The sequence below is a fragment of the Variovorax sp. RCC_210 genome (assembly GCF_041355175.1).
Lineage (GTDB): Bacteria > Pseudomonadota > Gammaproteobacteria > Burkholderiales > Burkholderiaceae_C > Variovorax.
Genome location: NZ_JBFUPJ010000023.1, coordinates 69036 through 95751, shown reverse-complemented (window position 1 = coordinate 95751; position 26716 = coordinate 69036). Strand labels below are relative to the sequence as shown.

Genomic DNA, 26716 nt, shown 5'->3' with positions numbered 1-26716 from the left:
CCAAGTACCGCAAGCAGGCCAGCGCGCTGGTCGACAAGGTCGGCTTCGACCAGTGACCACGCGGGCCGGGCACGCCTTGCCGGCGACTGAATGAACCTGCTCCGGCGCCAGCCGCCGGGCCTGCGCGCAGCGGGCCCGGCCTGGCGCTGCGCGTCGTTGCTGATCGCCCTCGGCGTGCTCGCGCCGGTGCTCACGCTGGCGTGGCTCGCGTTCGGCTCGGGCGTGGGGCACTGGGGGCCGCTGCTGGCGCATGTGCTGCCGCAGGCGGCGCTCAACACGGCCTTGCTGCTGGCGGGCGTCGGCGCGCTGGTGCTGCTGATCGGCACCGGCTGCGCCTGGCTGGTGACGGCGCACGACTTTCCCGGGCGCGGCGTGCTGCACTGGGCGCTGCTGCTGCCGCTGGCCATGCCGACCTACATCGTCGCCTTCGCCTACCTCGACCTGCTGCACCCCATCGGCCCGGTGCAAGGCGCCATCCGCTGGATGCTGGGCTTCGACAGCCCGCGCCAGTTCCGCCTGCCCGACCTGCGCTCGCTGCCGGGCGCCGTCTTCGTGCTGGGCTTCGTGCTGTACCCGTACGTCTACCTGACGGCGCGCGCCATGTTCATGACGCAGCCCGCGCACCTGATGGAAGCCGCGCGCATGCTCGGCGAAAGCCGGCGGGGCGCGTTCTTCAGGGTGGCGCTGCCGCTGGCCCGGCCCGCGCTGGCCGTGGGGCTGAGCCTGGCGCTGCTGGAGACGCTCAATGACATCGGCGCCTCCGAGTTCCTGGGCGTGAACACGCTCACCGTGGCCGTCTACACCACGTGGATCACGCGCTCCGACCTCGCGGGCGCGGCGCAGATCGCCTGCGCCATGCTGTTCGTGGTGGTGGCGCTGGTGTGGCTGGAGCGCCATGGCCGGCAGCACCAGCGCTTCGGCTCGGCGCAGCGCATGCGGGCCGTGCAGCCGCGCCGGCTGCGTGGTGGCGCCGCCTGGGCCGCGACCGCGACGGCCTCGCTGCCGGTGCTGGTCGGCTTTGTCGCGCCCGCGCTGTACCTGGTCTGGGAAAGCGCCAAGCGGCTGTACCAGGGCGGCGGCATTTCCCGCGGGCTGGTCGCAAGCCTGGGCAACACGCTGGCGCTCGCGGCCGGTGTCACGGTCGTCGCCGTGGCCGCCGGGCTGGTCGTCGCCTGGGCCGCGCGCGGCCAGGGCTCGCGCCCCAACCGCGCGCGCTGGCAGGCGCGCGTGGCGGCGCTGGGCTACGCGGTGCCGGGCACGGTGCTGGCCATCGGGCTGCTCACGCCTGCGCTCGCCTTCGACGGGGCGCTGGCCACGGCGATGGGCTGGCAAGGCCTGCCGCTGATGGGCGCGGGCGTCGTGCTGGTCGTGGCCTGCGTCATCCGGTTCCTGGCGATGCCGGTCGGCGGCATCGAGGCCGGGCTCGCGCGCATTCCGCCGGCCATCGAACAGGCCTCGCGCCTGCTCGGCGAAACCACCGCCGGCACGCTGCGCCGCGTGCACCTGCCACTGCTGCGGCCCGCATTGGCGGCCGGCGCGCTGCTGGTGTTTGTCGATGCCATGAAGGAGCTGCCGGCCACGCTGCTGCTGCGCCCCGCCAATTTCGACACCCTCGCCACCTGGCTCTACGCCGAGGCCGCGCGCGGCACCTATGAAGAAGGCGCCATCGCCGCGCTCGCCATCGTGCTGGCCGGCCTGCTGCCCGTGGTGCTGCTCGCGCGCAACCCGCTGGGCACGCCTTCGAACACCCCCGTACCCGACAAGACATGAGCGCTCCCCTGAACCTCGATGCGGTCCAGCTCGCGTACGACACCCCGCGCGGCCCGCACACGGTCGTCGACGGCTTCTCGCTCGCACTGAAGGCGGGCGACATCGCCTGCCTGTTCGGCCCCTCGGGCTGCGGCAAGACGACGGTGCTGCGCGCCATCGCGGGCTTCGAGCCGGTGCGCGCGGGCACGGTCCGCCTGGGCGAGGTGCTGCTGTCGTCCACGCACACGCACCTGCCGCCCGAGCAGCGGCGCGTGGGCATGATGTTCCAGGAGTACGCGCTGTTCCCGCACCTGTCGGCGGCGAAGAACGTGGCCTTCGGGCTGCGCCGCCTCGACCGCGCCGCGCAGCAGTCGCGCGTGGCCGAGATGCTGGCGCTGGTGGGGCTGGCCGAGGCCGGCGAGCGTTACCCGCACGAGCTTTCCGGCGGCCAGCAGCAACGCATCGCGCTGGCCCGCGCGCTGGCGCCCTCGCCTTCCTTGCTGCTGCTCGACGAGCCCTTCTCCAACCTCGACGGCGGCACGCGCGAACGGCTCACGGCCGAGGTGCGCGGCATCCTGAAGCAGGCGGGCCAGACCGCGGTGCTGGTCACGCACAACGAGGCCGAGGCGCACGCCATGGCCGACCGCATCGGCGTGATGCACGGCGGGCGCATCACGCACTGGCTGGACACCGCCGCATAGCACAAGGCGCCCGTTCGGCGAATGGGCTTCGCGGGAAAAGGTTGTTCGGTATCGCAAGAATCGCGGCGATCCACGGTCCCCACATCCCCCGCAACAGCACACCCGAGAATGGAAAGCCCCATGCCGCAAGCCCTCACCCTCGTCAGCCACCTGCTGTGCCCGTACGTGCAGCGCGCCGCCATCGCGCTGCATGAAAAAGGCGTGCCCTTCGAGCGCGTCGTCATCGACCTCGCGAACAAGCCGCAGTGGTTCCTCGACATCTCGCCGCTGGGCAAGGTGCCGCTGCTGAAAGTACGCCAGCCCGACGGCAACGAAACCGTGCTGTTCGAAAGCAACGTGATCTGCGAGTACCTCGAAGAAACGCAGCCCGGCGCTCGCCTGCACCCCGAAGACCCGCTCGCACGTGCGCAACATCGCGCGTGGATGGAGTTCGGCTCGGCCACGCTGGCCGACCTCTGGGGTTACGAAACCACGCAGGACGCCGCCGTGTTCGAGCAGAAGCGGCTCGCCTTGGTCGCCAAGTTCGAGCGCGTGGAAGCCGCGCTGGGCGAAGGCCCCTACTTCGCGGGCACGAACTTCAGCCTGGTCGACGCGGTCTTCGCGCCCGTGTTCCGCTACTTCGAGGTGTTCGACGACATCGCCGATTCGCACGTTTTCGACACGTTGCCCAAGGTGAACGCCTGGCGCAAGGCGCTGGCCGCGCGGCCCAGCGTGCGCGCGGCGGTGGTGCCCGAGTACCCGCAGCACCTCATGGCGTTCCTGGAGCGCCACCAGGCCCACCTGCTGACGCTGGCGGCTTGATCGGCGCGCCGGGAGGCGGACAATAGCGGCCTCCCCTTTTCGATCACTCCATAACTACACGGCACCACGAGATGCGATTCCTCCACACCATGCTGCGCGTCGGCAACCTCCAGCGCTCCATCGACTTCTATACCAAGGTGCTCGGCATGAACCTGCTGCGCACCTCGGAAAACCCCGAGTACAAGTACAGCCTCGCCTTTCTCGGCTTCGACAAGGGCAACCCCGGGCAGGCCGAGATCGAGCTCACCTACAACTGGGGCACCGAGAGCTACGAGCTCGGCACCGCCTACGGCCACATCGCGCTCGGCGTGCCCGATGCGTATGCGGCCTGCGAGAAGATCAAGGCCAGCGGCGGCAACGTGACGCGCGAAGCCGGCCCGGTGAAGGGCGGCACCACCGTGATCGCGTTCGTGACGGACCCCGACGGCTACAAGATCGAGCTGATCCAGCGCGACGAAGACGCCGCCGGCGGCGGCCTGCGCTGAGCCTCCACGGGCGGCACGGGTAGCACCAGCAGCACGAACAACATCCGGTAGCACCATGGCCAGTGCGAAGCAACCCGCCGCCACGCGCCACGTCGCGCTGCTGCGCGGCGTGAACGTCAACGGCATCGCGATCAAGAGCGCCGAGCTGAAAGCGCTGTTCGCCGATGACCTCGGCTTCGGCGCGGTGCGCACCGTGCTCGCCAGCGGCAACGTGCTGTTCGACACCGACACCAGCGATGCCGCCGCGCTGCGCACGCGCATCGAGCAGGCGCTGCGCAAGCGCTTCGGTTACGACGCATGGATCGTACTGCTCACGCAGAAGCAGGTGGCGGCCATGGCCAAGGGCTACCCCTTCGAGCGCATCGACGACGAGCGGCATCCGTACATCGTGTTCGGCTCCGACGCGGCGATGCTCGACGAAGTGATGGAGAAAGCCGGCGCCGTCGATGCCGACGTCGAGCAACTGAAACGCGGCGAGGGCGTGCTGTACTGGCAATGCCCGCGCGGCGAAAGCCTGGACACCCCGGTGGCCAAGCTGCTCGCGAAAACGCGCTACAGGTCGAGCACCACCACGCGCAACCTGCGCACGGTCGAAAAGCTGGTCACCGGCTGATCAGCAGTCCAGCAGGTCCGCCAACGCGTTGATGTCGCGCGCGTGCAGGTGGTTGTCCGGCTGCGGCGACACGTCTTTCGGCTGGGCACGGCCGAACTCATACGGCCGCTCGATGTACGCCGACTTCAGGCCGCACACGCGCGCGGCGGCCAGGTCGTCGTGGTGCGCGGCGGCCAGCATCACCTGCCCGGGCGTCGCGTCGAACACGCCCGCCACGCCCAGGTAAGTGCGCGGGTCGGGCTTGTAGGCCTTGAACACTTCGGCCGACAGCACGCAGTCCCAGGGCAGGCCGGCGCGCTTGGCCATTTCGGTGAGCAGGCCGATGTTGCCGTTCGACAGCGTGCAGATGGTGAACTTCTTCTTCAGCCGCGTGAGCCCGGCGACCGCATCGGGCCAGGCCGGCAGGCGGTGCCAGGCGCGGCTCAGGTCGCGCTTGGCGGCGGTGTCGAGCCGGTCGCCCAGGCCGAAGTCGCGCAGCACCTGCTCGAGCATGCTCAGGTGCAGTTCGTCGAGCAGCGTGAAGCCGCCCTCGCCCGCGGCGATGCGCTCCATCACGGCCTTCATGGCGGGCTGGTAGCCCGCGCGCCAGGCCAGCGCGAAGGCCGCGCCGTCCACGCCCGGCAAGGCGCTTTGGGCCTCCGCGGCAATGCCGCTGTGCCAGTCGACCACCGTGCCGAAGACGTCGAACGCGATGACCTTCAGGTCGCTCGCGTCGAAATCGGTACGCATGCTCAGCGCGGCAGCTGGCTCGCGGCGCGTGCCAGTTGCTCGATGCGGGCCCAGTCGCCGTCGCGGATGGCGTCGGCCGGCACGATCCACGAACCGCCCACGCAGGCCACGTTCGACAGCGCGAGAAACTCCGCCGCGTTGCCCGCATGGATGCCGCCCGTGGGGCAGAAGGTGACGTCGCCGAACGGACCTTGCCAGGCCTTCAGCATCGGCAGGCCGCCGGCCTGCAGCGCGGGGAAGAACTTCAGCTGGGTGTAGCCGTCTTCCTGCGCCGTCATGATCTCGCTGCCGGTGGCCACGCCGGGCAGCAGCGGCAAGCCGAGGTCGTGGCAGGCCTTGCCGACCGAGCGCGTGTAGCCCGGACTCACGCCGAACTTGGCGCCGGCCAGCGCGGAGGCCTGCGCGTCGGCCGCGCTGCGGATGGTGCCCGCGCCGGCCACGGCCTCGGGCACGTCCCTGGCGATGGCCTCGATGCACTGCAGCGCCTGCGGTGTGCGCAGCGTCACTTCGAGCATGCGGATGCCGCCGGCGACCAGCGCGCGCGCCAGGGGCACGGCGTCTTTCACGTCGTTCAGCACGATGACCGGAATGACGGGTGCGTCGCGCATCACGTCGAGGGGGGTGAGTCTGTCTGTCATCTCATGGCTCCAAAAATTTCTTGCGGCCCGCGCGGGGCCCGGTCACATCCAGGTGCAGGCGCCTTCTTCGGCGGTCAGTGCGTTGCGACGCATGCCGGCGAACAGCTCGCGGCCCAGGCCGTGCCCGTCCGCGATGCGTTGCGCTTCGGACAGCGTCGCGGTTTCGCGCGCAGCCCATTCGTCTTCGGGAAGCAACACGGCGAGCGTACCCGCTACGGCGTCCAGGCGAATCAGGTCGCCGTCGCGCACCTTGGCCAGCGGGCCGCCGGCGGCCGCCTCGGGCGACACGTGGATGGCGGCCGGGATCTTGCCCGAGGCACCGCTCATGCGCCCGTCGGTCACCAGCGCCACGCGAAAGCCCTTGCCCTGCAGCACCGACAGCGGCGGCGTGAGCTTGTGCAGCTCGGGCATGCCGTTGGCCTGCGGGCCCTGCCAGCGCACCACGCAGACCACGTCGCGCTCCAGCTCGCCAGCGGTGAAGGCCTTCTGCAGCGCGGCCTGCGAGTCGAACACGCGCGCGGGCGCCTCGATGACGTGGCGGTCGTCGGGCACTGAAGACACCTTGATCACGCTGCGCCCCAGGTTGCCGCTCAGCAGCTTCAGGCCGCCGGTGGCGCTGAAGGGGCTGGCCACCGTGCGCGTGATGGCTTCGTTCTTCAGCGGCGCGGCGGGGGTCCATTGCAGGCGCTGCGCCTGTGCATCGCCCGCGGCATCCACAGGGTGGGGAATGTTCGCGAACTCGCGAATGCCGCCGGCGCGCACCGTGAGCACGTCGCCGTGCATCAGGCCCGCGTCGACCAGCTCGCCGATGACGAAGCCCGGACCGCCCGCGGCCTGGAACTCGTTCACGTCGGCGCTGCCGTTGGGGTACACGCGGGTCAGCAGCGGAACGATGTCCGAAAGCTTCGAGAAGTCGTCCCAGTCGATCACGATGCCCGCGGCGCGGGCCACGGCCACCCAGTGGATCAGGTGGTTGGTGGAGCCGCCGGTGGCCAGCAACGCGACCATGGCATTGACGATGCAGCGCTCGTCGACCATTTCGCCAATCGGCGGACAGTTGAACGCGGCGTCGCTCGCCTTGCCGAGCACCGTGCGCACGGCTTCGCGCGTGAGCGTGTCGCGCATCGCATCGCCGGGCTGGATGAAGGCCGTGCCGGGCACGTGCAGGCCCATGGCCTCGAGCAGCATCTGGTTGCTGTTGGCGGTGCCGTAGAAGGTGCAGGTGCCCACCGAGTGGTACGCGGCCATTTCAGCGTCGAGCAGGCCCTGGCGGCCCACGAGCCCCTGCGCGGCCTGCTCCCGCACCTTCGACTTGGCGCCGTTCGACAGGCCCGAGGCCATCGGGCCGGCGGGCACGAACACGGTGGGCAGATGGCCGAAGTGCAGCGCGCCGATCAGCAGGCCGGGCACGATCTTGTCGCACACGCCCAGCAGCAGCGCCGCGTCGAACATGTCGTGCGTGAGCGCGACGGCGGTGCTCATGGCGATGAGGTCGCGGCTGAACAGGCTCAGCTCCATGCCGGGCGTGCCCTGCGTCACGCCGTCGCACATGGCGGGCACGCCGCCGGCCACCTGGGCGGTGGCGCCGAGGCGGCGGGCCTCCTGCTTGATGATGTCCGGATAGCCCTGGTACGGCGCGTGGGCCGAGAGCATGTCGTTGTAGGCGGTGACGATGCCGATGTTGGGTGCGCGCTCGGTCACCACGCGGAACTTGTCGTTGGCCGGAATGCCGGCCACCGCGTGCGCCACGTTGGCGCAGCCCATGCGGTCGGAGCCGCGGTCGCGGTTGCGGATTTCCGAGAGGCGGGCGAGGTAGGCGCTGCGCAGCCCCTGGCTGCGCTCGCGGATGCGATCGGTGACGTCGCGTACGGTGGGGTGTGTGCTGCTGCTCATGGGGGTCGTGGGCTCTTGCTGCGTCTTGCTGCGTGTCGCCAGGGCGACGGTGGGCCTGGGGGCCCATCGTACCAAGCGATGCGCGAAAGCCCGATGAAATCCGGCCGGCTGGCAATACGAATTTACCCATCCGCGCCGCCGGGCGCCGCACCCATGAAAAAGCCCGGCATCACCGGGCTTTTCTTGCAACCGAAGGTGACGCCGAGCTCAGTCGACCAGCTTCACCTCTACCCGGCGCGCCTCGGCGTTGTTGCCCGAGCCGGCCGTCACTTCGGGCTTCTGCAGGTCGATCTTCGCGGCCGGCACGCCCAGGCCCATCAGCACGTCGCGGATCATTTCGGCGCGTTTCTTGGCGAGTGACTCGTTCACGGCAGGGTCGCCGGTGGTGTCGTGGTAGCCCGAAACCACCGCCTTGCGGCCGCTTTCCACGCCCTTGATGACCGCGGCCAGCGCCTCGGCAGCGCCCGGGGCCAGGTCGGCGCTGCCGGTGGCGAAGTAGAAGTTCACCACGCCGTTGGCCACGCGGATGCTCGCGCCGTCGGGAATGGTCACGGTCACCGTCTCGGTCACCTCGGCCACCTTGGGCTCGGCGCCGGGGGCGGGCGTGGAGATGACCACCGCCGGCTGAGCCGCCGCGGCCTGCGCGACGGTGGCCGGGTTGTGGCCCTTGTGCCAGAGCACGATGCCGATCACGAAGAAGATCACCAGGGCGATCAGCGCCATGACGAATCCGAGGATGAAATTCTGCTGGCTGTCGTCGTCGCTCATCGGGGGTCTTGCTCCGTAGGAAAGAGGGCGGTAAATAATGGTGCGGTGAACCATGATCAGGAAATTGTAGGCGTCGGCCCCGGCACTTCCGTGTCGGACCCCGCGCCGGATCCCGGTCCGCCGGGACTCGACCCCATGCCCACCCCGCTGCGCGATCCACAGCCGATGCTCGAGCGCGCCATTGCCGATTGGGGCGGGCATGAGGACCTGTGGCTCTTCGGCTACGGCTCGCTCATCTGGCGGCCGGAGTTCGATTTCATCGAACGGCGCCAGGCCTGGGTGCGCGGCTGGCACCGGGCGCTGAAGATGTGGAGCCGCGTGAACCGCGGCAGCGTGCAGGTGCCCGGCCTGGTGTTCGGCCTGCTTTCGGGCGGCAGCTGCCGGGGCATGGTGTTTCGCGTGCCGAAGGCCGACGGCCTGGCCACGCTGCGCCGGCTCTGGCTGCGCGAGATGCCCACGGGCGTGTACGACCCGAAGTGGCTGACTTGCGGCACGGCCGACGGCCCGGTGCGCGCGCTGGCCTTCACGCTCTCGCGGCGCAGCCCCAACTTCACCGGCGAACTCACCGACGAGCGCTACCGCCACATCTTCGCCAACGCGGTGGGCCGCTACGGCAGCTCGCTCGACTACGCGCGCCAGACGCTGCTGGAGCTGCAGCGCCACGCCATCCACGACGCCGCGCTGGCCCGGCTGGTGGCGCTGGCCGCGGCGCAGGAACAGCAGCGCCAGCAGCAGACCGGTGCACAGCCCGAGGCCGCCGCCGATTGCGATGCGCCGCCGCCTCCGGTATACGTTCCGGGTTCCGCGGAAACTTCGTCCCCCGCTGCGGCCCCTGTTCCCTCCCAACCTTCCCAACCTTCTCAACCGTCCAACCCGTCCAAGGACCACACATGAACCAAAGCCGTCTCATCGCCACCGGCAGCCTCGTGCTCGCCTCCGCCCTCCTCGCCGCCTGCGGCAGCATGGGCGGCAAGCCCAGCACGGCCGTCGAACTGGTGCCCACCGGCGCCATCACGCCCAACCCGACCCGCGGCACGGTGAACTTCACCGCGCTGGAGCACGGCCTGCGCGTGTCGGGCGAGGTGCGCGGCCTGGTGCCGGGCAGCGAGCACGGCTTCCACATCCATGAAAAGGGCGACTGCGGCAACAACGGCGACGCCTCGGGCGGCCACTTCAACCCGACCGGCGGCACGCACGGCAAGTTCGCCGCGCCCGGCAGCCATGCCGGCGAACTGCCGAGCCTGGTGGCCGACGCCGGCGGTGTGGCCCGTTTCAGCGTGGAAGACCATTCCATCTCGCTGACCGACGGCGCCGTCAACAACGTGGCCGGCCGCGCGCTGGTAGTGCACCGCGACCGCGACGACTTCACGACGCAGCCCTCGGGCAACTCGGGCCCGCGCATCGCCTGCGCGGTCATCCCCAAGCCCTGAGCGAGAAAAAAGCTAGCCGCCCCGGCGCGCCAGCCAGAGCGCCTCGGCCTGCGCCAGCGCGGCGGGCGTGTCGACATCGGTGACCACGCCGATGTCGTCCACCGCCAGGTCGGCCACCGAGGCGATGGCGCGCATCGATTTCAGGACGGGCGACGCGCCCAGGTTCCCCGCAAGGGCCGCGAGCTGCGGGCCGCAGCCGGCCGCGAAGCCGACCGGGTGGCCGCGCTCCCCCTGGTAGTTCGGCTGCACGGCGTTCACCCGGCCGTCGAGCGCCGCCGCCACCGCCCGCAGCGTGGCCGCCTGCACCAGCGGCAAATCACCCGGCAAGACCAGCCAGCCCGGCGCGTCGCGCGTGGCGCGCACCGCCGCGGCAATCGAATCGCCCATGCCCGGGTGCCCTGCGTCTTCCACATGCCATGGCAGGCCGCTGGCGCGCACGGCATCGAGCGTGCGTTCCAGCACCGGCTTGCCCGCGAGCAGCGCCTTCAGCTTGGAGCCCGAACCCCCTGCCGCCACGAACCGCTCGCCGCGGCCCGAAGCCAGCACGATCACCACGGGGGAATTTGCCTTCGTCGTCATCGCGCGAGTATGTGCGCAACAATCCCGCAATGACTTCCCCTCTCTCCAATGACGCGCTGGCCGCGCTGCGCAAGAGCTACGAGCGCGCGGAACTCGGCGAGGCGCACAGCGCGGGCGATCCGCTGAAGCAGTTCGAACGCTGGCTCACCGAAGCCATCGACGCCCAGGTGCCCGAGCCCAACGCCATGACGCTGTGCACCGTGGGCAGCGACCTGCGCCCGTCCAGCCGCATCGTGCTCATCAAGGGCTACGACGCGCGCGGCCTCGTCTGGTACACCAACTACGAAAGCCGCAAGGGCCGCGAACTGTCGGGCAACCCCTATGCGTCGCTGCAGTTCCACTGGGTCGAGCTGGAGCGCGTGGTGCGCATCGAAGGCCGCGTCGAGAAGGCCGGCGCCGACGAGAGCGACGCCTACTTCAAGAGCCGTCCGCTCGACTCGCGCATCGGCGCCTGGGCCAGCCCGCAGAGCGAGGTGATCAGCGGGCGCGACGTGCTGGTGAAGAACGCGGCCGTGTTCGCGGCCAAGCACCTGCTGTCGCCGCCGCGCCCGCCGCACTGGGGCGGCTACCGGCTGGTGCCCGACCGCTGGGAGTTCTGGCAGGGCCGCAAGAGCCGGCTGCACGACCGGCTACGCTACCGGCGCGAAGCAGGTATAGGTGTGGGTACGGGCGCCGAAGGCAGCGACTGGGTGCGCGAACGCCTCGCGCCCTGACCGCCCGGGGTCGGTCTCAAGGAAGGTATCGCACGCACACCATCACCAGCGTGAGCGTGCCCAGCGCCAGCACGGTCGACACCGCGACGCTGGCCGTCACCAGGTCTTCGGCCGTGCGGTAGCGCTGCGAAAACAGAAACACGTTGGCGCCGATGGGCAGCGCCGCGGCCACCACCATCACCGTGAGCGGAATGCCGCGCACGCCCAGCAGCCAGCCGATGCCGGCCACCAGCAGCGGGTGCAGCAGGTTCTTCACCAGCGCCTGCGCGAGCGCGCCGCGCCAGTGCCGGCCGATGGGCGTGAGCGCCAGCGTGATGCCCACCATCACCAGCGCCACCGGGCCGAAGGCCTGGCCCAGCAACTGGATCGGCTTGTCGATCACCTCGGGCATGGTCCAGCCGGTCTGCGCGAACAGCAGGCCCGCCATGATCGGCAGCGGCACCGGGTGCACGATGGCGTTGCGCAGGGCGCGCAGCACGGTGCGCGACATCGAGCGCCTGTCGGCCCCGCCGACCGCGGCGTGCTCGCGCGCCACCGCCAGTTCGAGCACCACGGTGGCGCTGGTCAACAGCACCAGCGAATGCAGCGAGATCAGCGTGAGCAGCACCACCATGCCGGGCTCGCCATACGCGAGGTCCACCAGCACGATGCCGATCATCACGGTGTTGCTGTAGGTGTTGGCCAGCGCGATCACCGCCGCCGTGCGGTTGAAGCCGCGCAGGGCCATGGTGCCCGCGAACAGCAGGCCCGAGGCAATGAAGTAAGCCGCCACCGGCTTGAGGCTGAGCTGCTCGACGTGCACCGTGCTCATCGCGCGGAAGAGCAGCGCGGGCGCGAGCAGTAAAAAGATGAGGTTCGACAGGTCTTTCACCGCATTGCCGCCGATCCAGCGGCGGCGCCCGGCGAGGTAGCCGGCGGCGATGAGAAGAACAACGGGGAGAAGCGAAGAGATGACGAAGGAATTCACGCGGCGAGGATAGCCGAGGGATTTCCCGGTATTGCTCCTTCCCCTCCCGGGGGAAGGCTGGGATGGGGGCAAGCGGCGCTCGCAAAAACCGCTGCCTCATCAAAGGCCGCGAGCCCCCACCCCCGCCCTCCCCCGGAAGGGGAGCGAGAAAGCCAAACTCAGAACGTCACGCGCAAACCCACCTTCAACGTCCGTCCCGGCAGCGGCGCATTCGGGTACACCGTCGTCGTCAGGATCGACGTCGGGCTGTACGCCAGCTTGTTGCCGATGTTGTCCATGCGCGCATACCAGGTCAGGTTGGCGCGCCGCACCTTCATGCGGTACGTGATGGCCGCGTTCCACAGCGTGTACGCCTCGGTCTCGCGCGCGCCCACCGTCGGAATGCGGCGCTGCGCCGCGTTGTAGTCGAAGCCCACGCGCGCGCTCCACGGACCGCTGCCGTAGGCCAGCGTCGCACCCACCCGCAGCGGCGCGATGCGCGGCAGCGGCTCGCCGGTGTCGAGGTTCTTCGCGCGCACGATGTCGCCGCGCCATTCGAGGTCGAGCGTGTCCGCGTCGCGCAGGCGCCCGAACCCGTCCGCGCCCAAGAGCCGCAGGTTGCCGTTGGCCTCGATGCCGGTGAAGCGCGCGCGCACGCCGCCGTAGACGTACTCGGCCAGCGTGTCGGTGGCGCCGGGCTCGGCCACGTTGCCCTCCTCGTCGAGGTTGCGCCCCGACGCCGTGAGGCCGATGTAGTTCTGGAAGCGCGTGACGTACGCGTTGACGCGCGCCGTGTTCGGCCCCGACTTCCATTGCGCGCCCAGGTCGAAGCCGGTCGACTTCTCCTTCTTCAGGTTCGGGTCGCCCACCTCCCACGCGGCCGTGGCCACGTGCGGGCCGTTGGCCAGCAGCTCGTAGTCCTTGGGCGCGCGCTCGGTGTAGGCCAGGTTCGAGGTCAGCTGCCACTGCGGCGCCAGGTTGACCAGCGCCCCGAAGGCCGCGCTGTGCGGATTGAAGGTGCGCTCGCCGATGGCGAAGCGCGTCACGCTCGGGTCGTCCGGATAGCCCAGCGACCGAATGCGGACCTGCTCGGTGCGCGCGCCGAAGCTCAGCCGGCCCCACGAGGTGCCGAGCTCTTCGTGCAGGAAGAAGGCGTTCGAGCGCGTGCGGCTGTGCGGCGCAAACGCCTCCTCGCCGTCGGCGGCGAAGCGGTTGGTCTCGCTGCTGAAGCCCACCAGGCCTTCGAAGTTGCCAATCTTCTGGTGGCGCGCCTCGATGCGCAGGTCGTTGCTCATGTTCGAGAAGGTGGTGCCGGCCTGGCCGCCTTCGAACTCGGTGTGGCGGTAGTCGGTGTGGCTCAGCTTGGCGTGGATGCTGCTGATGAAGCCGCCCGGGCGCCACTCGCCCTCGATGGCGTAGCGGTCCGACTTCATGCCGATGGTCACGTCGTCTTCCGCCACGGTGCCGTAGGTGCTGCGGTAGGTGCTGACCGAGGCGCCGATGTAGCCCTGGTCGAAGAACAGCGTGCCGCCGACCGCGCCGCCGTGCGCCTCGTTGGCCGAGTTGCAGATCTTGCGCGCCGACCACGGCGAGCCGGGCTTGCTGCATTCGAGCGTGATGGGCACCGACACGTCTTTCGAGTCGCGGTTGAAGGCGTCGACGTGCACCGCGATGCGGTCGTTGCCGCCTTCGAGCACCACGCCGCCGTTCTTCTCCTTGTTGCCGGTGGCATAGCCCAGGTCGGCACGGCCGCCGAAGCCGTTGAGGGGTTCGGTGGGAATGCGGTTGTCGATCACGTTCACCACGCCGCCCACGGCGCTGCCGCCGTACTGCAGCGCCGACGGGCCGCGCAGCACCTCGATGCGCTCGGTGACCAGCGCGTCGACCGGCACCGCGTGGTCGTAGCTGAGCGCCGAGGCGTCGGGCGCGCCGCCGCCGTTCTGCAGGATGCGGATGCGGTCGCCGTCCTGGCCGCGAATGATCGGGCGGCTCGCGTTGGGGCCGAAGTAGCTGCTGCTCACGCCGGGCACGTTGTTGAGCGTTTCGCCCAGCGTCGATTCGGAACGCAGCAGCAGCCTGTCGCCCGACAGCGTGGTGGTGGGCGCGATGAGGTCGGAGGCGCCGAGCGGGTTGCCGGTGACGGTGACTTCGCGCAGGCTGGCGGGGTCGGCCGGGACGGCCTGGGCCTGTGTTGGAACCTGGGCCTGGGCCTGGGCTTGCGCGTGCGCGATGCCCGCGAACGAAGCGAGCGAAAGAATGGCAGCGCCCACGGCGTTGCGGCGGAAATTGGGGGTCATGAAAAAAACATTCGTTGAATCGAGGAACGACCGGCCGCGCCCCACGCAACGCGAGCGGCAGCAACCGGCACTCAGGAAATTCAGCGAACAGGAGGCGGCCCGCGCGCCTCGAACAGCGAGACCCAGCGGGCGATAGCGTCGCCCTCCAGGAAGGCGAAGGTGGCCGCCGGCAGCAGCATCGGCAGCACGACCAGCGGCACGCCCGGCGCGCTGGCACCGTGCGCGAGCTGGTCGTACAGGCGGCATTGCGCATCGGTCTTGTCGCCGAACAGCGCGTGGATCCAGCCGTGCCGCGATAACGCGGGGGTGGCTTCAGCCTGGGCCTCCCCGTCGCCCTGGCCGGCCGTTGCCAGCACGGAGCGCACTTCGGCGAGAGCGCGCGCCTGGTCGCCCGGCACATGCAGCGTGGCATGCACGAGGCCGAGCGTCGACGCCAGCCACACCGCAAGCAGCAGTGTGGCGGCGACGGAGCGCAACAGCCTCGTGTGCATCGTCAGTCCTCGGTGCTTCAGAAGTGCGTGGTCATGCTGACGTACAGGCTGCGCCGCGTGCCGTACTGCGGCGCGCCCACGCCCACGCCCGTGCCGTCGCGCAGCAGGTAGCCCTTGTCGAACAGGTTCAGGATGGCGACGCGGCCGACGATGTCGCCGCCCGAGGCCTCTTTCCACGTGTGCGAGTAGGCGGCGTTCACCACCGCGTAGTGCGGCAGCGCGGCGCTGTTGGGCGCGCCGTCGTCGGGCGTGCGGCGCAGGCCGCTGCCGAAGACAAGGTCGCCGCTGACCTGGTTGTCGCCGAAGCGGTAGCTCGCGCCGCCCGACAGCGTGTACGTCTGGTCATGGTCCAGGTACACGTAGTGGTTGGCGATGTAGCTCAGCTCGTCGGCGCCGAACAGCGACTGGCTCGACACGATGTTCCTGCCCATCGCCTTCTGGTAGGCAAAGTTGGCGTAGGCCGACCAGTGCTCGTCGTTGTAGCGCGCCGACATTTCCAGCCCGCGCGCGAAGCCCTTGGCGTAGTTGAAGGGCGACAGGATCAGCGCCTGGCCGAACTGCCCTTCGTCGAGCAGGTTGGTGATGTTCTTGTAGTACACGTCGGCCGACAGCGACAGGTTGTCGTTCACCTTGTGATCCAGGCCCAGGTCGAAGTAGTGCGTGCGCTCGGCCTTCACCGGGTCGGAGTTGGCGATTTCCGGCTGGTTGGTGGTGCCCGCATACAGGTCGATGCTCTGCTGCGAGGCCAGCTCCTGCGGCGGCGGCGTGAAGTAGCGGGCATAGCCCGCGTGCAGCGCGGTGTCGCCGGTGAGCTTGTACGCCAGGTTCAGGCGCGGGCTCCACTGGTGTTCCTTGGTGAACGCGTCGACGCTGTCGTAGCGCAGTCCGTAGTTGAAGGTCAGTTGGGGGTCGATGCGCCATTCGTCCTGCACGTACAGGCTGGCGAGCTGGCCGACCTTGCCGGAGTTGTCGTTGATCAACACCGGCGTGTTGCCGGCCTGCGCGCCGCTGTCGTCCACCGGAAACGCGTTCACCGCATTGATGCTGCGCGTGCTCTGCCGCGTGTAGGCCCCGCCGAAGCGCAGCGTGTGCGCGTCGCTCAGCTTGTACGAGGCATCGGCCTGCAGCCCGTTCGAGCTGTTGGAGCGCAGGGTGTCGGAGGCCACGCCGTTATAGACCAGGTCGCCGACGGCGTCCGGCACGTAGTGCAGATTGGAGTACTGGTGAAAGGCCGAGACCTGGAAGTCGAGCGCGCCCAGCGTCTTCTGGAACGACAGCGCCACGAAGCGCGTGGCCTCGGTCTGGCGCTCGCGCACGTCCGACGAGGGCAACCCGTTGTAGCCGCTGCCCAGGTCGCTGTAGCCCGCCAGCGAGAAGGCCGGCGCCTGGTTCGGGTTGGTCGGAATCTGGAACTTGCCGTTGTACGTGCCGAACATCAGGCCCAGGCGGGTGTCGGCGTCCAGGTAGTAAGAGAGGTTGCCGAAGGTCTTGCCCTGGCGCGTGCGGTCGTTCTGCGCGTTGAGCGTGGGCTGCGGGTTCTCGATGCCGTTGGTGTTCGACACCAGGCTGCCCGACAGGTAATAGCTCAGGTTGCCGGTGGTGCCGTAGACCGAGGCACTTTCCTCCAGCGTGTTGTGGCTGCCGAAGGTGAAGCCGAGCGAGCCGCCCGGCTTGCCCAGGCCCTGCTTGGTCTGGATGTCGACCACGCCGGCGGTGCGCAGGCCGTACTGCGCGGGCAAGGCGCCGGTGAGGAAGTCGACCGAGTCGATGTAGCGCGTGTCCAGCGACTGGCCGAAGCCCGAGATGCCCTCGGGCAGCTGCACGCCGTTGATGCGGTACTGCACGTTGCCGTGGTCGTCGCGCACGTGCAGGGAGCCGGAGGCCTTGGAGTCCTTGGCGACGCCCGGCAGGGTGAGCAGCACGTCGTCCAGCGGGGTGGCGTCGCCCTTGCCGAGCGCGTCGATGGCGGCGCGGTCGATGCGGTAGACGGTGGCGCCGACCTCGGGCGAGAGCTCCATGCGCGCCTTCTTCAGGCGCTCGGACTGGGACTGGATCTCGACCGTGGACAAGGTGCCGGGCGGCGTGCTGGCCGCGTCGGGCGACACGGTGACGGTGGCGTCCTGCGCCAGCGCGGGCCAGGACAAAAGGGAAAGAACGGCGACGCCGATGGCGTTGCGACGGAAATTGGGAATCATGGATGGGGCACTCGTTGAATCAATGAACGTCCGCCGCCGCCCGCGCAAGGCGGGTGGCGGCAACCGGAACACAGGGGGATTCAGCGAGAGGAAGGCGGGCCGCGCGCGTCGAACAGCGCGACCCATCGGGCGATGGCCTCGCCCTGCAGCCAGGCGAAGGTGGCCGCCGGCAGCAAGATCGGCAGCACCACCAGCGGCACGTTCGGCGTGGCGCTGCCGTCGCCGAGCTGGTCGTACAGGCGGCACTCGGCGTCGGTGTGCTCGCCGAAGAGGCTGCCCAGGCCGTGGGCGTGCTTGTGCACGTCGCCCTGGGCCTGTGCCGCGGTGGCAGTGGCAGTCGCACCGACGAGGGGGGCCGAAGCGGTCGCGGCTTCGGCCAGGCCGGGCACGTGCAGCGAACGGTGCATCACGCCCAGCGTGCCGGCGATCCACAACGCGAACGCCAGCGCGACGAGGATCGCGCGAGCGGAACGGGAAGGGGAACGGCGGGCTGTCAGCATGGTGCGCAGGGGCGGTGGGTTCGGGTCCCGGCTCAGGCCTTCTTGACGCGCGAAGCGAAGGTCTTCTGGAACTTCTCGACCTTCGGGCCCACCACGAACGCGCAGTAGCCCTGCCCGGGGTAGTTCAGGAAGTAGTCCTGGTGGTAGGCCTCGGCCGCCGAGTAGTTGGCCAGCGTGGCCACTTCGGTGACCACGGGAGCGCGGTAGGCCTTGCTCGCCTCGAGCTCGGCGATGACCGCCTGCGCGACCTGCTTCTGCGCGTCGCTCGTCACGTAGATGCCGCTGCGGTATTGGGTGCCGACATCGTTGCCCTGGCGGTCGGGCGTGGTCGGGTCGTGCACCACGAAGAAGATCTCCAGCAGCTCGCGCAGGCCGATCTGCGCCGGGTCGAACTGGAGCTTCACCACCTCGTTGTGCCCGGTGCGGCCGGTGCAGACCTGTTCGTAGGTCGGGTTCACGACCTGGCCGTTGCAATAACCCGACTCCACGTCGAGCACGCCCTGCACCCGGTCGAACACCGCTTCGGTGCACCAGAAGCAGCCGCCACCGAGGACGACGGTGTCGCTGGAAGGCGGCGAAGGCGGTGAAAAGGAAGAAGGCGCAGAGGAAGACAAGGGCACTGTTCCGGCAGGTTGGCAAAAGACGAACCCGATATTGTCGCGGCTTGACGTGACGGATGCCGGTCACTACATTACTAACCCGCGAGTCATTAACCCCATGCCAACCCCCCGTTCCTTCGTCGACAAGATCTGCCCGGTGCGCTCCAAGCGCGAGCGCCGGAAAGAAGCGCGCCCCGGCGAACTGCTGGCCGCCGCGCTCGACCTGTTCGTGGAAAAGGGCTTCGCCGCCACCCGCTCCGAAGAAGTGGCGGTGCGCGCGGGGGTGTCCAAGGGCACGCTCTTTCTCTACTTTCCGAGCAAGGAAGAGCTGTTCAAGGCCGTGGTCATCGAGAACCTCGGCGGCCGCTTCACCGAGTGGAACGCCGAGTTCGAGGCCTTCGAGGGCACCACGTCCGACATGCTGCGCTACTGCATGAACGTGTGGTGGGAGCGCGTGGGCAACACCCAGGCCTCGGGCCTGACCAAGCTCATGATGAGCGAAGGTGCCAACTTTCCCGAGCTGGCGGAGTTCTACCGCCGCGAGGTGGTGCGCCCCGGCCACGACCTGCTGCGGCGCATTTTCCAGCGCGGCATCGACAGCGGCGAGTTCGCGCCAATGGACGTCGACCACGCCATTTACTCGGTGGTGGCGCCCATGGTCTTCCTCATGCTCTGGAAGCATTCGGCCATGGTCTGCGTCGACGGCGTGTCGACGCTCGACCCCGAAAAATACGTCGCGATCCAGGCCGACGTGGTCATCAACGGGCTCAGCGCGCACCCCGGAAGGCCGAGCGCGCCGCTGGCGTCACCGGTGCCACCTAAAATTGAAGGTTTGTCCTGAGCCCACTAGGAAAACCACGCCATGAACCCCACCCCCACCCTCGAGCGCTTGCGCTTCAACATGATCGAACAGCAGATCCGCCCCTGGGATGTGCTTGAAACCGACATCCTCGAACTGCTGGCCCAGATCCACCGCGAAGACTACGTGCCCGAAGAGCACCGAACCCTGTCGTTCTTCGACATGGAACTGCCGCTGCTGGACGGCTCGGTGCCCGGCGAATTCATGCTGTCGCCCAAGGTCGAGGCCCGCACCCTGCAGGACCTGCATGTGCAGAAGCACGAATCGGTGCTCGAGATCGGCACCGGCTCCGGCTTCATGGCCGCCCTGCTCGGCGCCCGTGCCGCCCAGGTGCTGTCGCTCGAGATCAACCCCGTGCTGGCCGCCCGCGCCGCGCAAACGCTGCGCCAGAACGGCGTGACCAACGTCGAAGTGCGCCACGCCGACGGCGCCGTGCCCCTGGCCAGCGGCCCGAGCTTCGACGTGATCGTGCTGAGCGGCTCGGTGGCCCGCATTCCGCAAAACCTGCTGGGTTCGCTGAAGGTCGGCGGTCGCCTCGCGGCCATCGTGGGCGAAGAGCCGATGATGCGTGCCCACTTCGTCACCCGCACCAGCGAAAGCAAGTGGGACACCATCCAGCCCTGGGACATCGTGGCTCCGCGCCTGCTGAACTTTCCCGAGCCTTCGCGCTTCTCGTTCTGAGCGGCGGCTGACCGACATGATCGACCAAGTCCGCCCCGCCGACCTCGCCGCCTGGTTCGCCCAGGACCCCGCGGCCATTCCGGTGCTGCTCGACGTGCGCGAGCCGTGGGAGCTGCAGACGGCGAGCGTGACGCCCCAGGGCTTCACCCTCCTGGCGATTCCGATGAACGAAATCCCCGGCCGGCTCGCCGAGCTGGGCGAGGACCATCGCATTGCCTGCCTTTGCCATCACGGCGCGCGCAGCCAGCGCGTGGCCGCCTTCCTGAACCAGGACGGCTTTGCCGAGCTCGCCAACGTGGCGGGCGGCATCGACGCCTGGTCTTCCCACGACCCCACGGTCCCACGCTACTGATTCAAGGACGTTCAATGCCTCCCAGGCCCCGGCTTTCGCCCCTTACCGCAGCGCTCGCAAGCACCTTCGCAGCCCTGCTCGCATTGCCGGCCCAGGGCCAGACACTGAACGAACTCTATGACGCCGCCCGCGGCTACGACGCCACGTACCAGGGGGCCCGGGCCCAGTACGACGCCAACGTGGCGCGCGCCGCACAGGCCAAGGCAGGCATCCTGCCGGCGGTGGGCCTCACGGCCGGGGTGACGCGCAGCGACATCGAAATCGACACCCTCACCGGTGCCGGCCGCGGCACCACCACGCCGCGCGACTTCAACACGCAGAACGTGGGCATCAACGCCACGCAGCCGCTGTACCGGCCCGCCAACTGGGCCACCTACGAGCAGGGCAAGCGCCAGGCCGACATCGCGCAGGCGGTGTTCACCATCGCCGAGCAGGACCTGATCGTGCGCGTGAGCCAGGCCTACTTCGACGTGCTCGCCAGCCAGGACAGCCTGGCGCTGGTGCGCGCGCAGAAGGTGGCCGTGGCCGAGCAGCTGGCCTCGGCCAAGCGCAACTTCGAGGTCGGCACCTCGACCATCACCGACTCGCGCGAGGCCCAGGCCCGCTACGACCTGGTGATCGCGCAGGAAATCGCGGCCGAGAACGACTTGCAGGTGAAGAAGGTGGTGCTCGACCAGCTGGTCGGCCGGCCGGGCAGCGTGCCGGTGCCGCTGCAGGTGCCGGTGGTGCTGCCCGTGGCCATGCCCGCGGACATCAACGCCTGGGTCGCGCAGGCCGACAACGTGCACCCCGCCATCCAGCAGGCCCGCCTGGGCGTGGACGTGGCCGGGCTCGAGGTCGAGAAGGCCAAGGCCGGCCACAAGCCCACGCTGGACGCCAACCTGGGCTACAACGTGACGCGCAACCCGACCGGCACCACCACCAGCACGGTGGGCACGCGGGCCAACGCGGCCACGGTGGGCGTGGTCTTCAACCTGCCGCTGTTCGCCGGCTTCGCGACCGAGAACCGCATCAAGGAAACGCTGGCGCTCGAAGACCAGTCGCGCAGCGTGCTCGAGGGCACGCGCCGCAACGTGGCGCAGTCGACGCGCGCGGCGTACCTGGGGCTGGTGTCAGGCGCGGGCCAGGTGAAGGCGCTGGAGGCCGCCGAGTCGTCGAGCCAGAGCGCGCTGGACGCCAACCGCCTGGGCTACCAGGTGGGCGTGCGCATCAACATCGACGTGCTGAACTCGCAGAGCCAGCTGTTCCAGACCAAGCGCGACCTGGCGCAGGCGCGCTACAACGTGCTGCTGGGCAACCTGAAGCTGCGCCAGGCCAACGGCACGCTGACGACGGACGACATGAACGCGATCAACGCGACGCTGGCGAGCAACGGCAGCGTGCCGGCGGTGCCGGCGGCCACGGCGCCGGACCGGGGTAGCAGCAGCACCCCCGCGCCTGCGGTGCCGGTCGCGCCGCGCAGCATTCCGGTGATTCCGCCGGTGCCGGTGCAGCCGTTCAATCCGCCGGCGCCGGTGATGCCGACGGCGCCCGTGCCGCCGGTGATCCTGAATCCGCCGGTGCGCTGAGGTGTTTTCCTTCCCCCAGAGGGGGAAGGAGCAAATACAAGACTCAGTCCAGCGTGGGTTCCGCGCGCGGCGGTTCGGTGTCATCCAGCGGCGCGGCCGCGGTCGCGACCGGCTCCGCGGCCTGCGCAATCGCCAGCACCGCCGTCGCCGTGCGCTCGGCGGCCCCGCGGTTCGATGACGAAAAGCCCAGCGCGGCCTGTGCCATCACGGCGCGGCGCTCGGGGTTCTCGACCAGCTTCAGCGCCGCCGTTACCGCCTGCTCCATGCCCTCGACACGCAGCGACGCGCCCGCCTGCAGCGACAGCTGCGAGGCCTCGGCGAAATTGAAGGTCGACGGGCCCATCACCACCGGGCAGCCGCAGGCGGCCGGCTCGATCAGGTTCTGCCCGCCCAGCGGCTCGAAGCTGCCGCCCAGCAGCGCCACGTCGGCCAGGCCGTAGTACAGCGCCATTTCACCGAGCGAATCGCCCAGCCAGATCTCGGCCTCGGCCGGCTGCCCCGCGGCGCTGCGCCGCGCCACGGCGAAGCCCTCGGCCTCGATCAGCGCGGCCACTTCGTCGAAGCGCTGCGGGTGGCGCGGCACGATCATCCATTGCACGTCGTGCACGCGCTTGGCAATCGAGCGGATCGCGCCCTGCTCCGGCGGCACCGGCTGCGTGGCGCCGAAGCGCTTGAGCACCTCGAGCAGCATGCGCTCCTCGCCGTCCCGCGAGCTCGCGAGCACCACCATCGGCTTGGGCAGTCGCTCGCGCAGCGACACGGCCGCGGTGAGCTGGCGCTCGTCGGGCGTGGCGTCGAACTTCAGGTTGCCGTACACGCCGGCCACCTTCGCGCCCAGCGACACCAGGCGGTGCGCGTCGGCCTCTGTTTGCGCCCACACGGCCGTCAGCGCCGAATACGCGGGGCGCGACAGCCAGGCCAGGCGCTCGGCCGCGGCCAGCGACTTTTCGCTGAGCCGCGCATTGGCCAGCACCAGCGGAATGCGGCGCTCGGCGCAGGCGGCGGCCATCACGGGCCAGACCTCGGTTTCCATCAGCACGCCGATGCGCGGCTCGAACTTGTCCAGGAAACGCTTCACGGCGCCCGGCGTGTCCCAGGGCTGCCACACCTGCGTGTCGCCGGGTTCGAGCAGCTTGGCACCCTCTTCGCGGCCGGTGGCGGTGCCGTGCGTCAGCAGAATGGGCACGCCCGGGTACTGGCGGCGCAGTTCGGCGATCAGGATGGCGGCGGCACGCGTCTCGCCGAGCGACACGGCGTGCACCCAGCACTGCGCCTGGCCGGTGGTGGCCGCGTCGTAGTGGCCGAAGCGCTCCTCCACGGCCACGCCATAGCCCGGCTCGGCCTGCGCACGGCGCCGCAGCTTGCGGCGCACCAGCGGTTGCACAACGGTGGTGAAGACGCCGTACAGGCGCAGCAACAAGGAACGCACAGGGTCGGTTCGATTCAGTTCAGTGGCTGGCTTCGGCCAGCCTGGCGTCGGGCTTGGCCGTGCGCAGCAGCGCGAGCATCTCGGCTTCGATGCGCTTCAGCGCGGCATCGGTCTGGCCTTCGAAGCGAAGCACGAGCACGGGGGTGGTGTTGGATGCGCGAATCAGCCCGAAGCCATCGGGCCAGTCCACGCGCAGGCCGTCGATGGTCGAGACCTTCGCGGGCGCCGCGAAGCTGGCGCCCTTCACGAGCTGCTCGACCACGGTGTGCGGCTCGCCTTCGGCGCAGGCCACGTTCAGCTCGGGCGTCGAGAAGCTGGTGGGCAGGCCGTTGAGCACGGCGTTGGCGTCGGGGCTCTTGCTCAGTATCTCGAGCAGGCGGCAGCCCGCGTAGGTGCCGTCGTCGAAGCCGAACCAGCGCTCCTTGAAGAAGATGTGGCCGCTCATTTCGCCGCCCAGCGGCGAATCGATTTCCTTCATCTTCGCCTTGATGAGCGAATGGCCGGTCTTGTAGATCATGGCCTTGCCGCCGGCCGCCTCGATGGCCGGCGCCAGCCGCTGCGAGCACTTCACGTCGAAGATGATGGTGCCGCCCGGCACGCGCGACAGCACGTCCTGCGCGAAGAGCTGCATCTGGCGGTCAGGGAAGATGTTCTGGCCGTCCTTGGTGACGATGCCCAGGCGGTCGCCGTCGCCGTCGAAGGCCAGGCCCAGTTCGGCGTCGCCCGTGGCCAGCGCGGCCATCAGGTCCTTCAGGTTCTCGGGCTTGCTCGGGTCGGGGTGGTGGTTGGGGAAGTTTCCGTCGACCTCGCTGTACAGCTCGGTCACTTCGCAGCCGATGGCGCGGAAGATGGCCGGGGCCGAGGCGCCGGCAATGCCGTTGCCCGAATCGACCACGATCTTCATGGGGCGCGCCAGCTTGATGTCGCCCGCAATGCGCTTCACGTAGGCCTCGGTCACGTCGACCTTGCGCACGCTGCCGCCGGGGGCCAGCTGGGCGCTGCCGGCTTCCATGGTCTTGCGCAGGCCCTGGATTTCTTCGCCGTAGATCGCGCGGCCGGCCAGCACCATCTTGAAGCCGTTGTAGTCCTTGGGGTTGTGGCTGCCCGTGACCTGTATGCCGCTCGTGCACAGCGTGTGGGCCGCGAAGTACAGCATGGGGGTGGTGACCGCGCCCACGTCGATCACATCGACGCCGGTGGCCACCAGGCCCTTGATCAGCGCCTCGGCCAGCGCGGGGCCCGACAGGCGCCCGTCGCGCCCCACCGCCACCGACTTTTCGCCGGCGGCGCGCGCGGCGCTGCCGAAGGCCCGGCCGAGCGCTTCGGCCACGTCGGCATCGAGGGTTGTGGGCACCACGCCGCGGATGTCATAGGCCTTGAAGATCGACGCGCTGAGCTGCATGAAGTGCGATTCCCGTTGGTTTTGCGAACGGGGCATTGTAGGCAAGGCACCGGGCAGGCACATGTCCGAAAACGGCCAGTTGAAACGACTCGAAACCTTATGATTTCCCCATGCCTACCACCCACGCCCCCACCGAAGCGCTCGAGAGCGACGCCTGCTACCTGGCGATGAAGACGCACGACGCGCGCTTCGACGGGTCGTTCTTCACCGCGGTGACCTCCACCGGCATCTATTGCCGCCCGGTGTGCCGCGTGAAGCTGCCGCGGCGCGAGAACTGCCGTTTCTTCCGCCACGCGGCGCAGGCCGAGGCCGCGGGCTTTCGCCCCTGCCTGCGCTGCCGTCCCGAGCTGGCCCCCCGCGCGAACGGCGCGGCCAGCTGGTCGACCGAAGACGCCTCGCGCATCCTCGCGCTGCAGGCGGCACGGCTCATCGACGAGCCCGACGCATGGGCCGAAGACGGCCCCGGCGCCGCGCAGATCGCCGCGCGGCTGGGCGTGAGCGACCGCCACCTGCGGCGCATCTTCGAGGTGCAGTTCGGCGTGTCGCCGCTGCAGTACCTGCAGACGCGCCGCCTGCTGGCCGCCAAGCAGCTCATCGCCGACACGCGCCTGCCGATGACGCAGGTGGCGCTGGCCAGCGGCTTCGCGAGCGTGCGGCGCTTCAACGCGGCCTTTCTCGAACACTACGGCCTGAACCCGAGCGCCCTGCGCCGCGCCGGCGGCACGCAGCCCGACGGTGAAGGCGGCCCCGCCAGGCCCATCGAGGTGCGGCTGGGTTTTCGGCCGCCCTACGACGCCAACGCCATGCTCGGCTTCTTCGCGCGCCGCGCGCTGCGGGGCATCGAAGCCGTGTCGACGGCGGACGGCAAGGAGCCCGCCAAGGGCAGCAAGCCCACCTATGTGAAGCTGTCGCGCACGCTGCGCATCCAGCAGGGCGCGCAGGCGCATGCCGGTTGGCTGCAGCTGCGCTTCGACCTGGAGCGCGAGCAGGTGCTGCTGTCGGTCAGCGACTCGCTCGCGCCCGTGCTGCCGATCGTCATCAGCCGGGCGCGGGCGCTGTTCGACCTCGACGCCGAGCCGATGGCCATCAACGCGGCGCTGCACGCGGCGTTTCCGCACGGCGACGGGCTGCGCGTGCCCGGCGCGGTCGACGGCTTCGAGCTGGCGGTGCGCGCGGTGCTGGGCCAGCAGGTCACGGTGGCCGCGGCGCGTACGCTGGGCTCGCGGCTGGTCGAGGCCTTCGGCGAGCCGCTGGCCACGCCCATCGACGGCCTGGCCCGGCTGTTTCCCACGCCCGCCGCCATCGCGGCGGCCAGCGGCGACGCGCTGGGCCAGCTCGGCATCGTGCGACAGCGGCAGACCGCGCTGCACGCCATTGCCCAGCAGGTGCTCGACGGCAAGCTGGCGCTGCATGCGGGCGCCGACGTGCCCTCGACCATCGCGGCCCTGCAGGAGCTGCCCGGCATCGGCGCCTGGACCGCGCAGTACATCGCCATGCGCGCGCTGCGCTGGCCCGACGCCTTTCCGGCCGGTGACGTCGCGCTGCAGAAAGCGCTGGGCGTGAGCACGGCGCGCGCCGCCAGCGAGGCCTCGCAGGCCTGGCGGCCGTGGCGCAGCTATGCGGTGCTGCGCGCCTGGCATGCGCCCACGGCCTCCCCTTCCCTTTCTTCTCCTTCTCCTTCTTCTTCCTCGTTGCCGGGTGCGGACGCAGCCGCCACGGCACTCCCCCTCGTCACCACGGCAGGCCTTGCCGCCTGAAACGCCATGAAGTTCAAGAGCAAAGTCATCTACACCTCGCACCTCGACACGCCGCTGGGCGGCATGACGATGGCGGCCACCGACCAGGGCCTGGCCGGCGTCTGGTTCGACCAGCAACGCCACTGGCCCGACACCACGGGCTGGATCACCCGGGACGACCACCCGGCGCTGGTCGAGGCGGCCGCGCAGCTGCGCGACTACTTCGCCGGCAAGCGCGACAGCTTCGACATGAAGCTCGACCTGTCGCACGGCACCTCCTTCCAGCAGAGCGTGTGGCAGCAGCTGCTGGCCATTCCGGCCGGCGCCACCGTGAGCTACGGCGCGCTCAGCGCGAACGTGGGCAACCCGAGCGCCGTGCGCGCGGTGGGCGCGGCCGTGGGGCGCAACCCGATCAGCGTGATCGTGCCCTGCCACCGCGTGCTGGGCGCCGACGGTTCGCTGACCGGTTACGCTGGCGGGCTGGAGCGCAAGACCGCCCTGCTCGAGCTGGAGAAGGCGCGCTAAGTTCACATGCTCGCCGGCTCACCAGCTCGCAAGTGCA

27 protein-coding genes are annotated in these 26716 nt (G+C 69.8%); 14 read left to right on the top strand and 13 right to left on the bottom strand.

All coding sequences use genetic code 11. The features are described from left to right. Positions 1-90: 90 nt before the first annotated feature. From AB6807_RS37500 to AB6807_RS37480, 5 genes are all read left to right on the top strand, one after another. The gene (locus AB6807_RS37500; RefSeq protein WP_116912790.1) at positions 91-1770 is read left to right on the top strand and encodes an iron ABC transporter permease; all 1680 of its coding nucleotides are present in this window, start codon (positions 91-93) and stop codon (positions 1768-1770) included. Continuing rightward, on the top strand, positions 1767-2450 hold the full coding sequence (locus AB6807_RS37495; RefSeq protein WP_371088561.1) for an ABC transporter ATP-binding protein: 684 nt from the start codon (positions 1767-1769) through the stop codon (positions 2448-2450). Before AB6807_RS37500 ends, AB6807_RS37495 begins: the two co-directional genes overlap by 4 nt. Before the next feature lie 120 nt (positions 2451-2570). Then, positions 2571-3251: a glutathione S-transferase family protein gene (locus tag AB6807_RS37490; protein WP_371088560.1), complete on the top strand. Its 681-nt coding sequence runs from the start codon at positions 2571-2573 to the stop codon at positions 3249-3251. A 71-nt stretch (positions 3252-3322) separates the two neighbouring features. After that, complete coding sequence (gene gloA, locus AB6807_RS37485; protein ID WP_116912787.1) at positions 3323-3736, top strand: lactoylglutathione lyase; 414 nt, start codon at positions 3323-3325, stop codon at positions 3734-3736. Positions 3737-3791: 55 nt separating this feature from the next. Beyond that, complete coding sequence (locus tag AB6807_RS37480; RefSeq protein ID WP_371088559.1) at positions 3792-4349, top strand: DUF1697 domain-containing protein; 558 nt, start codon at positions 3792-3794, stop codon at positions 4347-4349. Here AB6807_RS37480 and AB6807_RS37475 read toward each other — a convergent pair whose 3' ends face one another. From AB6807_RS37475 to AB6807_RS37460, 4 genes are all read right to left on the bottom strand, one after another. Then, the gene (locus AB6807_RS37475; RefSeq protein ID WP_371088558.1) at positions 4350-5078 is read right to left on the bottom strand and encodes a haloacid dehalogenase type II; all 729 of its coding nucleotides are present in this window, start codon (positions 5076-5078) and stop codon (positions 4350-4352) included. A 2-nt stretch (positions 5079-5080) separates the two neighbouring features. Further along, positions 5081-5716, bottom strand: coding sequence for a bifunctional 4-hydroxy-2-oxoglutarate aldolase/2-dehydro-3-deoxy-phosphogluconate aldolase (gene eda, locus AB6807_RS37470; protein WP_116912784.1), 636 nt, complete (start codon positions 5714-5716; stop codon positions 5081-5083). Between the two features lie 42 nt (positions 5717-5758). Then, positions 5759-7609, bottom strand: coding sequence for a phosphogluconate dehydratase (edd, locus tag AB6807_RS37465; protein ID WP_371088557.1), 1851 nt, complete (start codon positions 7607-7609; stop codon positions 5759-5761). Between the two features lie 207 nt (positions 7610-7816). Next, complete coding sequence (locus tag AB6807_RS37460; RefSeq protein WP_371088556.1) at positions 7817-8377, bottom strand: OmpA family protein; 561 nt, start codon at positions 8375-8377, stop codon at positions 7817-7819. Between the two features lie 135 nt (positions 8378-8512). On the opposite strand from AB6807_RS37460, the gene AB6807_RS37455 reads away from it, so the two are divergent. Then, on the top strand, positions 8513-9271 hold the full coding sequence (locus AB6807_RS37455; RefSeq protein ID WP_371088555.1) for a gamma-glutamylcyclotransferase: 759 nt from the start codon (positions 8513-8515) through the stop codon (positions 9269-9271). Then, entirely contained in the window at positions 9268-9807 is a 540-nt protein-coding gene (locus AB6807_RS37450) for a superoxide dismutase family protein (protein WP_116912780.1), read from the top strand. Before AB6807_RS37455 ends, AB6807_RS37450 begins: the two co-directional genes overlap by 4 nt. 12 nt (positions 9808-9819) lie before the next feature. On the opposite strand, the gene AB6807_RS37445 is transcribed toward AB6807_RS37450, so the two are convergent. Further along, positions 9820-10386, bottom strand: a complete 567-nt coding sequence (locus AB6807_RS37445) for an NTP transferase domain-containing protein (RefSeq protein WP_116912779.1) — start codon at positions 10384-10386, stop codon at positions 9820-9822. Between the two features lie 29 nt (positions 10387-10415). Here AB6807_RS37445 and pdxH point away from each other — a divergent pair, with 29 nt between their 5' ends. Then, positions 10416-11099, top strand: coding sequence for a pyridoxamine 5'-phosphate oxidase (gene pdxH / locus AB6807_RS37440; protein WP_371088554.1), 684 nt, complete (start codon positions 10416-10418; stop codon positions 11097-11099). Between the two features lie 16 nt (positions 11100-11115). On the opposite strand, the gene AB6807_RS37435 is transcribed toward pdxH, so the two are convergent. From AB6807_RS37435 to msrA, 6 genes are all read right to left on the bottom strand, one after another. Beyond that, positions 11116-12066, bottom strand: a complete 951-nt coding sequence (locus AB6807_RS37435; RefSeq protein WP_371088553.1) for an AEC family transporter — start codon at positions 12064-12066, stop codon at positions 11116-11118. A 158-nt stretch (positions 12067-12224) separates the two neighbouring features. Beyond that, positions 12225-14342 carry a TonB-dependent receptor gene (locus AB6807_RS37430; RefSeq protein WP_371088552.1) on the bottom strand — a complete coding sequence of 706 codons (2118 nt, stop codon included), beginning with the start codon at positions 14340-14342 and terminating at the stop codon, positions 12225-12227. An 80-nt stretch (positions 14343-14422) separates the two neighbouring features. Beyond that, positions 14423-14833 (bottom strand): hypothetical protein, encoded by a 411-nt coding sequence (locus tag AB6807_RS37425; RefSeq protein ID WP_371088551.1) that lies wholly within the window; start codon positions 14831-14833, stop codon positions 14423-14425. 17 nt (positions 14834-14850) lie between these two features. Beyond that, entirely contained in the window at positions 14851-17028 is a 2178-nt protein-coding gene (locus AB6807_RS37420) for a TonB-dependent receptor (RefSeq protein WP_371088550.1), read from the bottom strand. An 80-nt stretch (positions 17029-17108) separates the two neighbouring features. Further along, positions 17109-17528 carry a hypothetical protein gene (locus AB6807_RS37415; RefSeq protein WP_116912774.1) on the bottom strand — a complete coding sequence of 140 codons (420 nt, stop codon included), beginning with the start codon at positions 17526-17528 and terminating at the stop codon, positions 17109-17111. Positions 17529-17560: 32 nt separating this feature from the next. Next, on the bottom strand, positions 17561-18142 hold the full coding sequence (gene msrA / locus AB6807_RS37410) for a peptide-methionine (S)-S-oxide reductase MsrA (protein WP_371088549.1): 582 nt from the start codon (positions 18140-18142) through the stop codon (positions 17561-17563). Positions 18143-18245: 103 nt separating this feature from the next. On the opposite strand from msrA, the gene AB6807_RS37405 reads away from it, so the two are divergent. Genes AB6807_RS37405 through AB6807_RS37390 form a run of 4 tightly spaced genes read left to right on the top strand, consistent with a single transcriptional unit; the run spans position 18246 to position 21587 of the window. Further along, positions 18246-18968 (top strand): TetR/AcrR family transcriptional regulator, encoded by a 723-nt coding sequence (locus AB6807_RS37405; RefSeq protein WP_371088548.1) that lies wholly within the window; start codon positions 18246-18248, stop codon positions 18966-18968. 21 nt (positions 18969-18989) lie between these two features. After that, positions 18990-19667 (top strand): protein-L-isoaspartate O-methyltransferase, encoded by a 678-nt coding sequence (locus tag AB6807_RS37400; RefSeq protein WP_116912771.1) that lies wholly within the window; start codon positions 18990-18992, stop codon positions 19665-19667. Between the two features lie 16 nt (positions 19668-19683). Next, the gene (locus AB6807_RS37395; RefSeq protein WP_371088547.1) at positions 19684-20019 is read left to right on the top strand and encodes a rhodanese-like domain-containing protein; all 336 of its coding nucleotides are present in this window, start codon (positions 19684-19686) and stop codon (positions 20017-20019) included. A gap of 14 nt (positions 20020-20033) precedes the next feature. Further along, on the top strand, positions 20034-21587 hold the full coding sequence (locus tag AB6807_RS37390; RefSeq protein ID WP_371088546.1) for a TolC family outer membrane protein: 1554 nt from the start codon (positions 20034-20036) through the stop codon (positions 21585-21587). Positions 21588-21630: 43 nt separating this feature from the next. Here the strand turns inward: AB6807_RS37390 and AB6807_RS37385 are convergent, their stop codons facing one another. Together AB6807_RS37385 and AB6807_RS37380 are read right to left on the bottom strand one after the other, a co-directional pair. Next, positions 21631-23016, bottom strand: a complete 1386-nt coding sequence (locus AB6807_RS37385) for a 3-deoxy-D-manno-octulosonic acid transferase (protein WP_116912769.1) — start codon at positions 23014-23016, stop codon at positions 21631-21633. 19 nt (positions 23017-23035) lie between these two features. Next, on the bottom strand, positions 23036-24418 hold the full coding sequence (locus tag AB6807_RS37380) for a phosphomannomutase/phosphoglucomutase (protein ID WP_371088545.1): 1383 nt from the start codon (positions 24416-24418) through the stop codon (positions 23036-23038). A 110-nt stretch (positions 24419-24528) separates the two neighbouring features. On the opposite strand from AB6807_RS37380, the gene AB6807_RS37375 reads away from it, so the two are divergent. Beyond that, on the top strand, positions 24529-26175 hold the full coding sequence (locus tag AB6807_RS37375; protein ID WP_371088544.1) for a DNA-3-methyladenine glycosylase 2 family protein: 1647 nt from the start codon (positions 24529-24531) through the stop codon (positions 26173-26175). Positions 26176-26181: 6 nt separating this feature from the next. Next, positions 26182-26679 (top strand): methylated-DNA--[protein]-cysteine S-methyltransferase, encoded by a 498-nt coding sequence (locus AB6807_RS37370; RefSeq protein ID WP_371088543.1) that lies wholly within the window; start codon positions 26182-26184, stop codon positions 26677-26679. The last annotated feature ends 37 nt before the right edge of the window (positions 26680-26716 follow it).

What these genes read in the sequence shown, in the direction of transcription:
- AB6807_RS37415 (WP_116912774.1), bottom strand. Translation starts at nt 17,528, where the DNA reads ATGCTGACAGCCCGCCGTTCCCCTTCCCGTTCCGCTCGCGCGATCCTC.
- AB6807_RS37405 (WP_371088548.1), top strand. Translation starts at nt 18,246, where the DNA reads ATGCCAACCCCCCGTTCCTTCGTCGACAAGATCTGCCCGGTGCGCTCC.
- AB6807_RS37460 (WP_371088556.1), bottom strand. Translation starts at nt 8,377, where the DNA reads ATGAGCGACGACGACAGCCAGCAGAATTTCATCCTCGGATTCGTCATG.
- AB6807_RS37395 (WP_371088547.1), top strand. Translation starts at nt 19,684, where the DNA reads ATGATCGACCAAGTCCGCCCCGCCGACCTCGCCGCCTGGTTCGCCCAG.
- eda (WP_116912784.1), bottom strand. Translation starts at nt 5,716, where the DNA reads ATGACAGACAGACTCACCCCCCTCGACGTGATGCGCGACGCACCCGTC.
- pdxH (WP_371088554.1), top strand. Translation starts at nt 10,416, where the DNA reads ATGACTTCCCCTCTCTCCAATGACGCGCTGGCCGCGCTGCGCAAGAGC.
- AB6807_RS37425 (WP_371088551.1), bottom strand. Translation starts at nt 14,833, where the DNA reads ATGCACACGAGGCTGTTGCGCTCCGTCGCCGCCACACTGCTGCTTGCG.
- AB6807_RS37490 (WP_371088560.1), top strand. Translation starts at nt 2,571, where the DNA reads ATGCCGCAAGCCCTCACCCTCGTCAGCCACCTGCTGTGCCCGTACGTG.
- AB6807_RS37400 (WP_116912771.1), top strand. Translation starts at nt 18,990, where the DNA reads ATGAACCCCACCCCCACCCTCGAGCGCTTGCGCTTCAACATGATCGAA.
- AB6807_RS37370 (WP_371088543.1), top strand. Translation starts at nt 26,182, where the DNA reads ATGAAGTTCAAGAGCAAAGTCATCTACACCTCGCACCTCGACACGCCG.
- AB6807_RS37500 (WP_116912790.1), top strand. Translation starts at nt 91, where the DNA reads ATGAACCTGCTCCGGCGCCAGCCGCCGGGCCTGCGCGCAGCGGGCCCG.
- AB6807_RS37430 (WP_371088552.1), bottom strand. Translation starts at nt 14,342, where the DNA reads ATGACCCCCAATTTCCGCCGCAACGCCGTGGGCGCTGCCATTCTTTCG.
- AB6807_RS37455 (WP_371088555.1), top strand. Translation starts at nt 8,513, where the DNA reads ATGCCCACCCCGCTGCGCGATCCACAGCCGATGCTCGAGCGCGCCATT.
- AB6807_RS37445 (WP_116912779.1), bottom strand. Translation starts at nt 10,386, where the DNA reads ATGACGACGAAGGCAAATTCCCCCGTGGTGATCGTGCTGGCTTCGGGC.
- AB6807_RS37475 (WP_371088558.1), bottom strand. Translation starts at nt 5,078, where the DNA reads ATGCGTACCGATTTCGACGCGAGCGACCTGAAGGTCATCGCGTTCGAC.
- AB6807_RS37375 (WP_371088544.1), top strand. Translation starts at nt 24,529, where the DNA reads ATGCCTACCACCCACGCCCCCACCGAAGCGCTCGAGAGCGACGCCTGC.
- gloA (WP_116912787.1), top strand. Translation starts at nt 3,323, where the DNA reads ATGCGATTCCTCCACACCATGCTGCGCGTCGGCAACCTCCAGCGCTCC.
- AB6807_RS37450 (WP_116912780.1), top strand. Translation starts at nt 9,268, where the DNA reads ATGAACCAAAGCCGTCTCATCGCCACCGGCAGCCTCGTGCTCGCCTCC.
- edd (WP_371088557.1), bottom strand. Translation starts at nt 7,609, where the DNA reads ATGAGCAGCAGCACACACCCCACCGTACGCGACGTCACCGATCGCATC.
- AB6807_RS37420 (WP_371088550.1), bottom strand. Translation starts at nt 17,028, where the DNA reads ATGATTCCCAATTTCCGTCGCAACGCCATCGGCGTCGCCGTTCTTTCC.
- AB6807_RS37495 (WP_371088561.1), top strand. Translation starts at nt 1,767, where the DNA reads ATGAGCGCTCCCCTGAACCTCGATGCGGTCCAGCTCGCGTACGACACC.
- AB6807_RS37480 (WP_371088559.1), top strand. Translation starts at nt 3,792, where the DNA reads ATGGCCAGTGCGAAGCAACCCGCCGCCACGCGCCACGTCGCGCTGCTG.
- AB6807_RS37380 (WP_371088545.1), bottom strand. Translation starts at nt 24,418, where the DNA reads ATGCAGCTCAGCGCGTCGATCTTCAAGGCCTATGACATCCGCGGCGTG.
- AB6807_RS37390 (WP_371088546.1), top strand. Translation starts at nt 20,034, where the DNA reads ATGCCTCCCAGGCCCCGGCTTTCGCCCCTTACCGCAGCGCTCGCAAGC.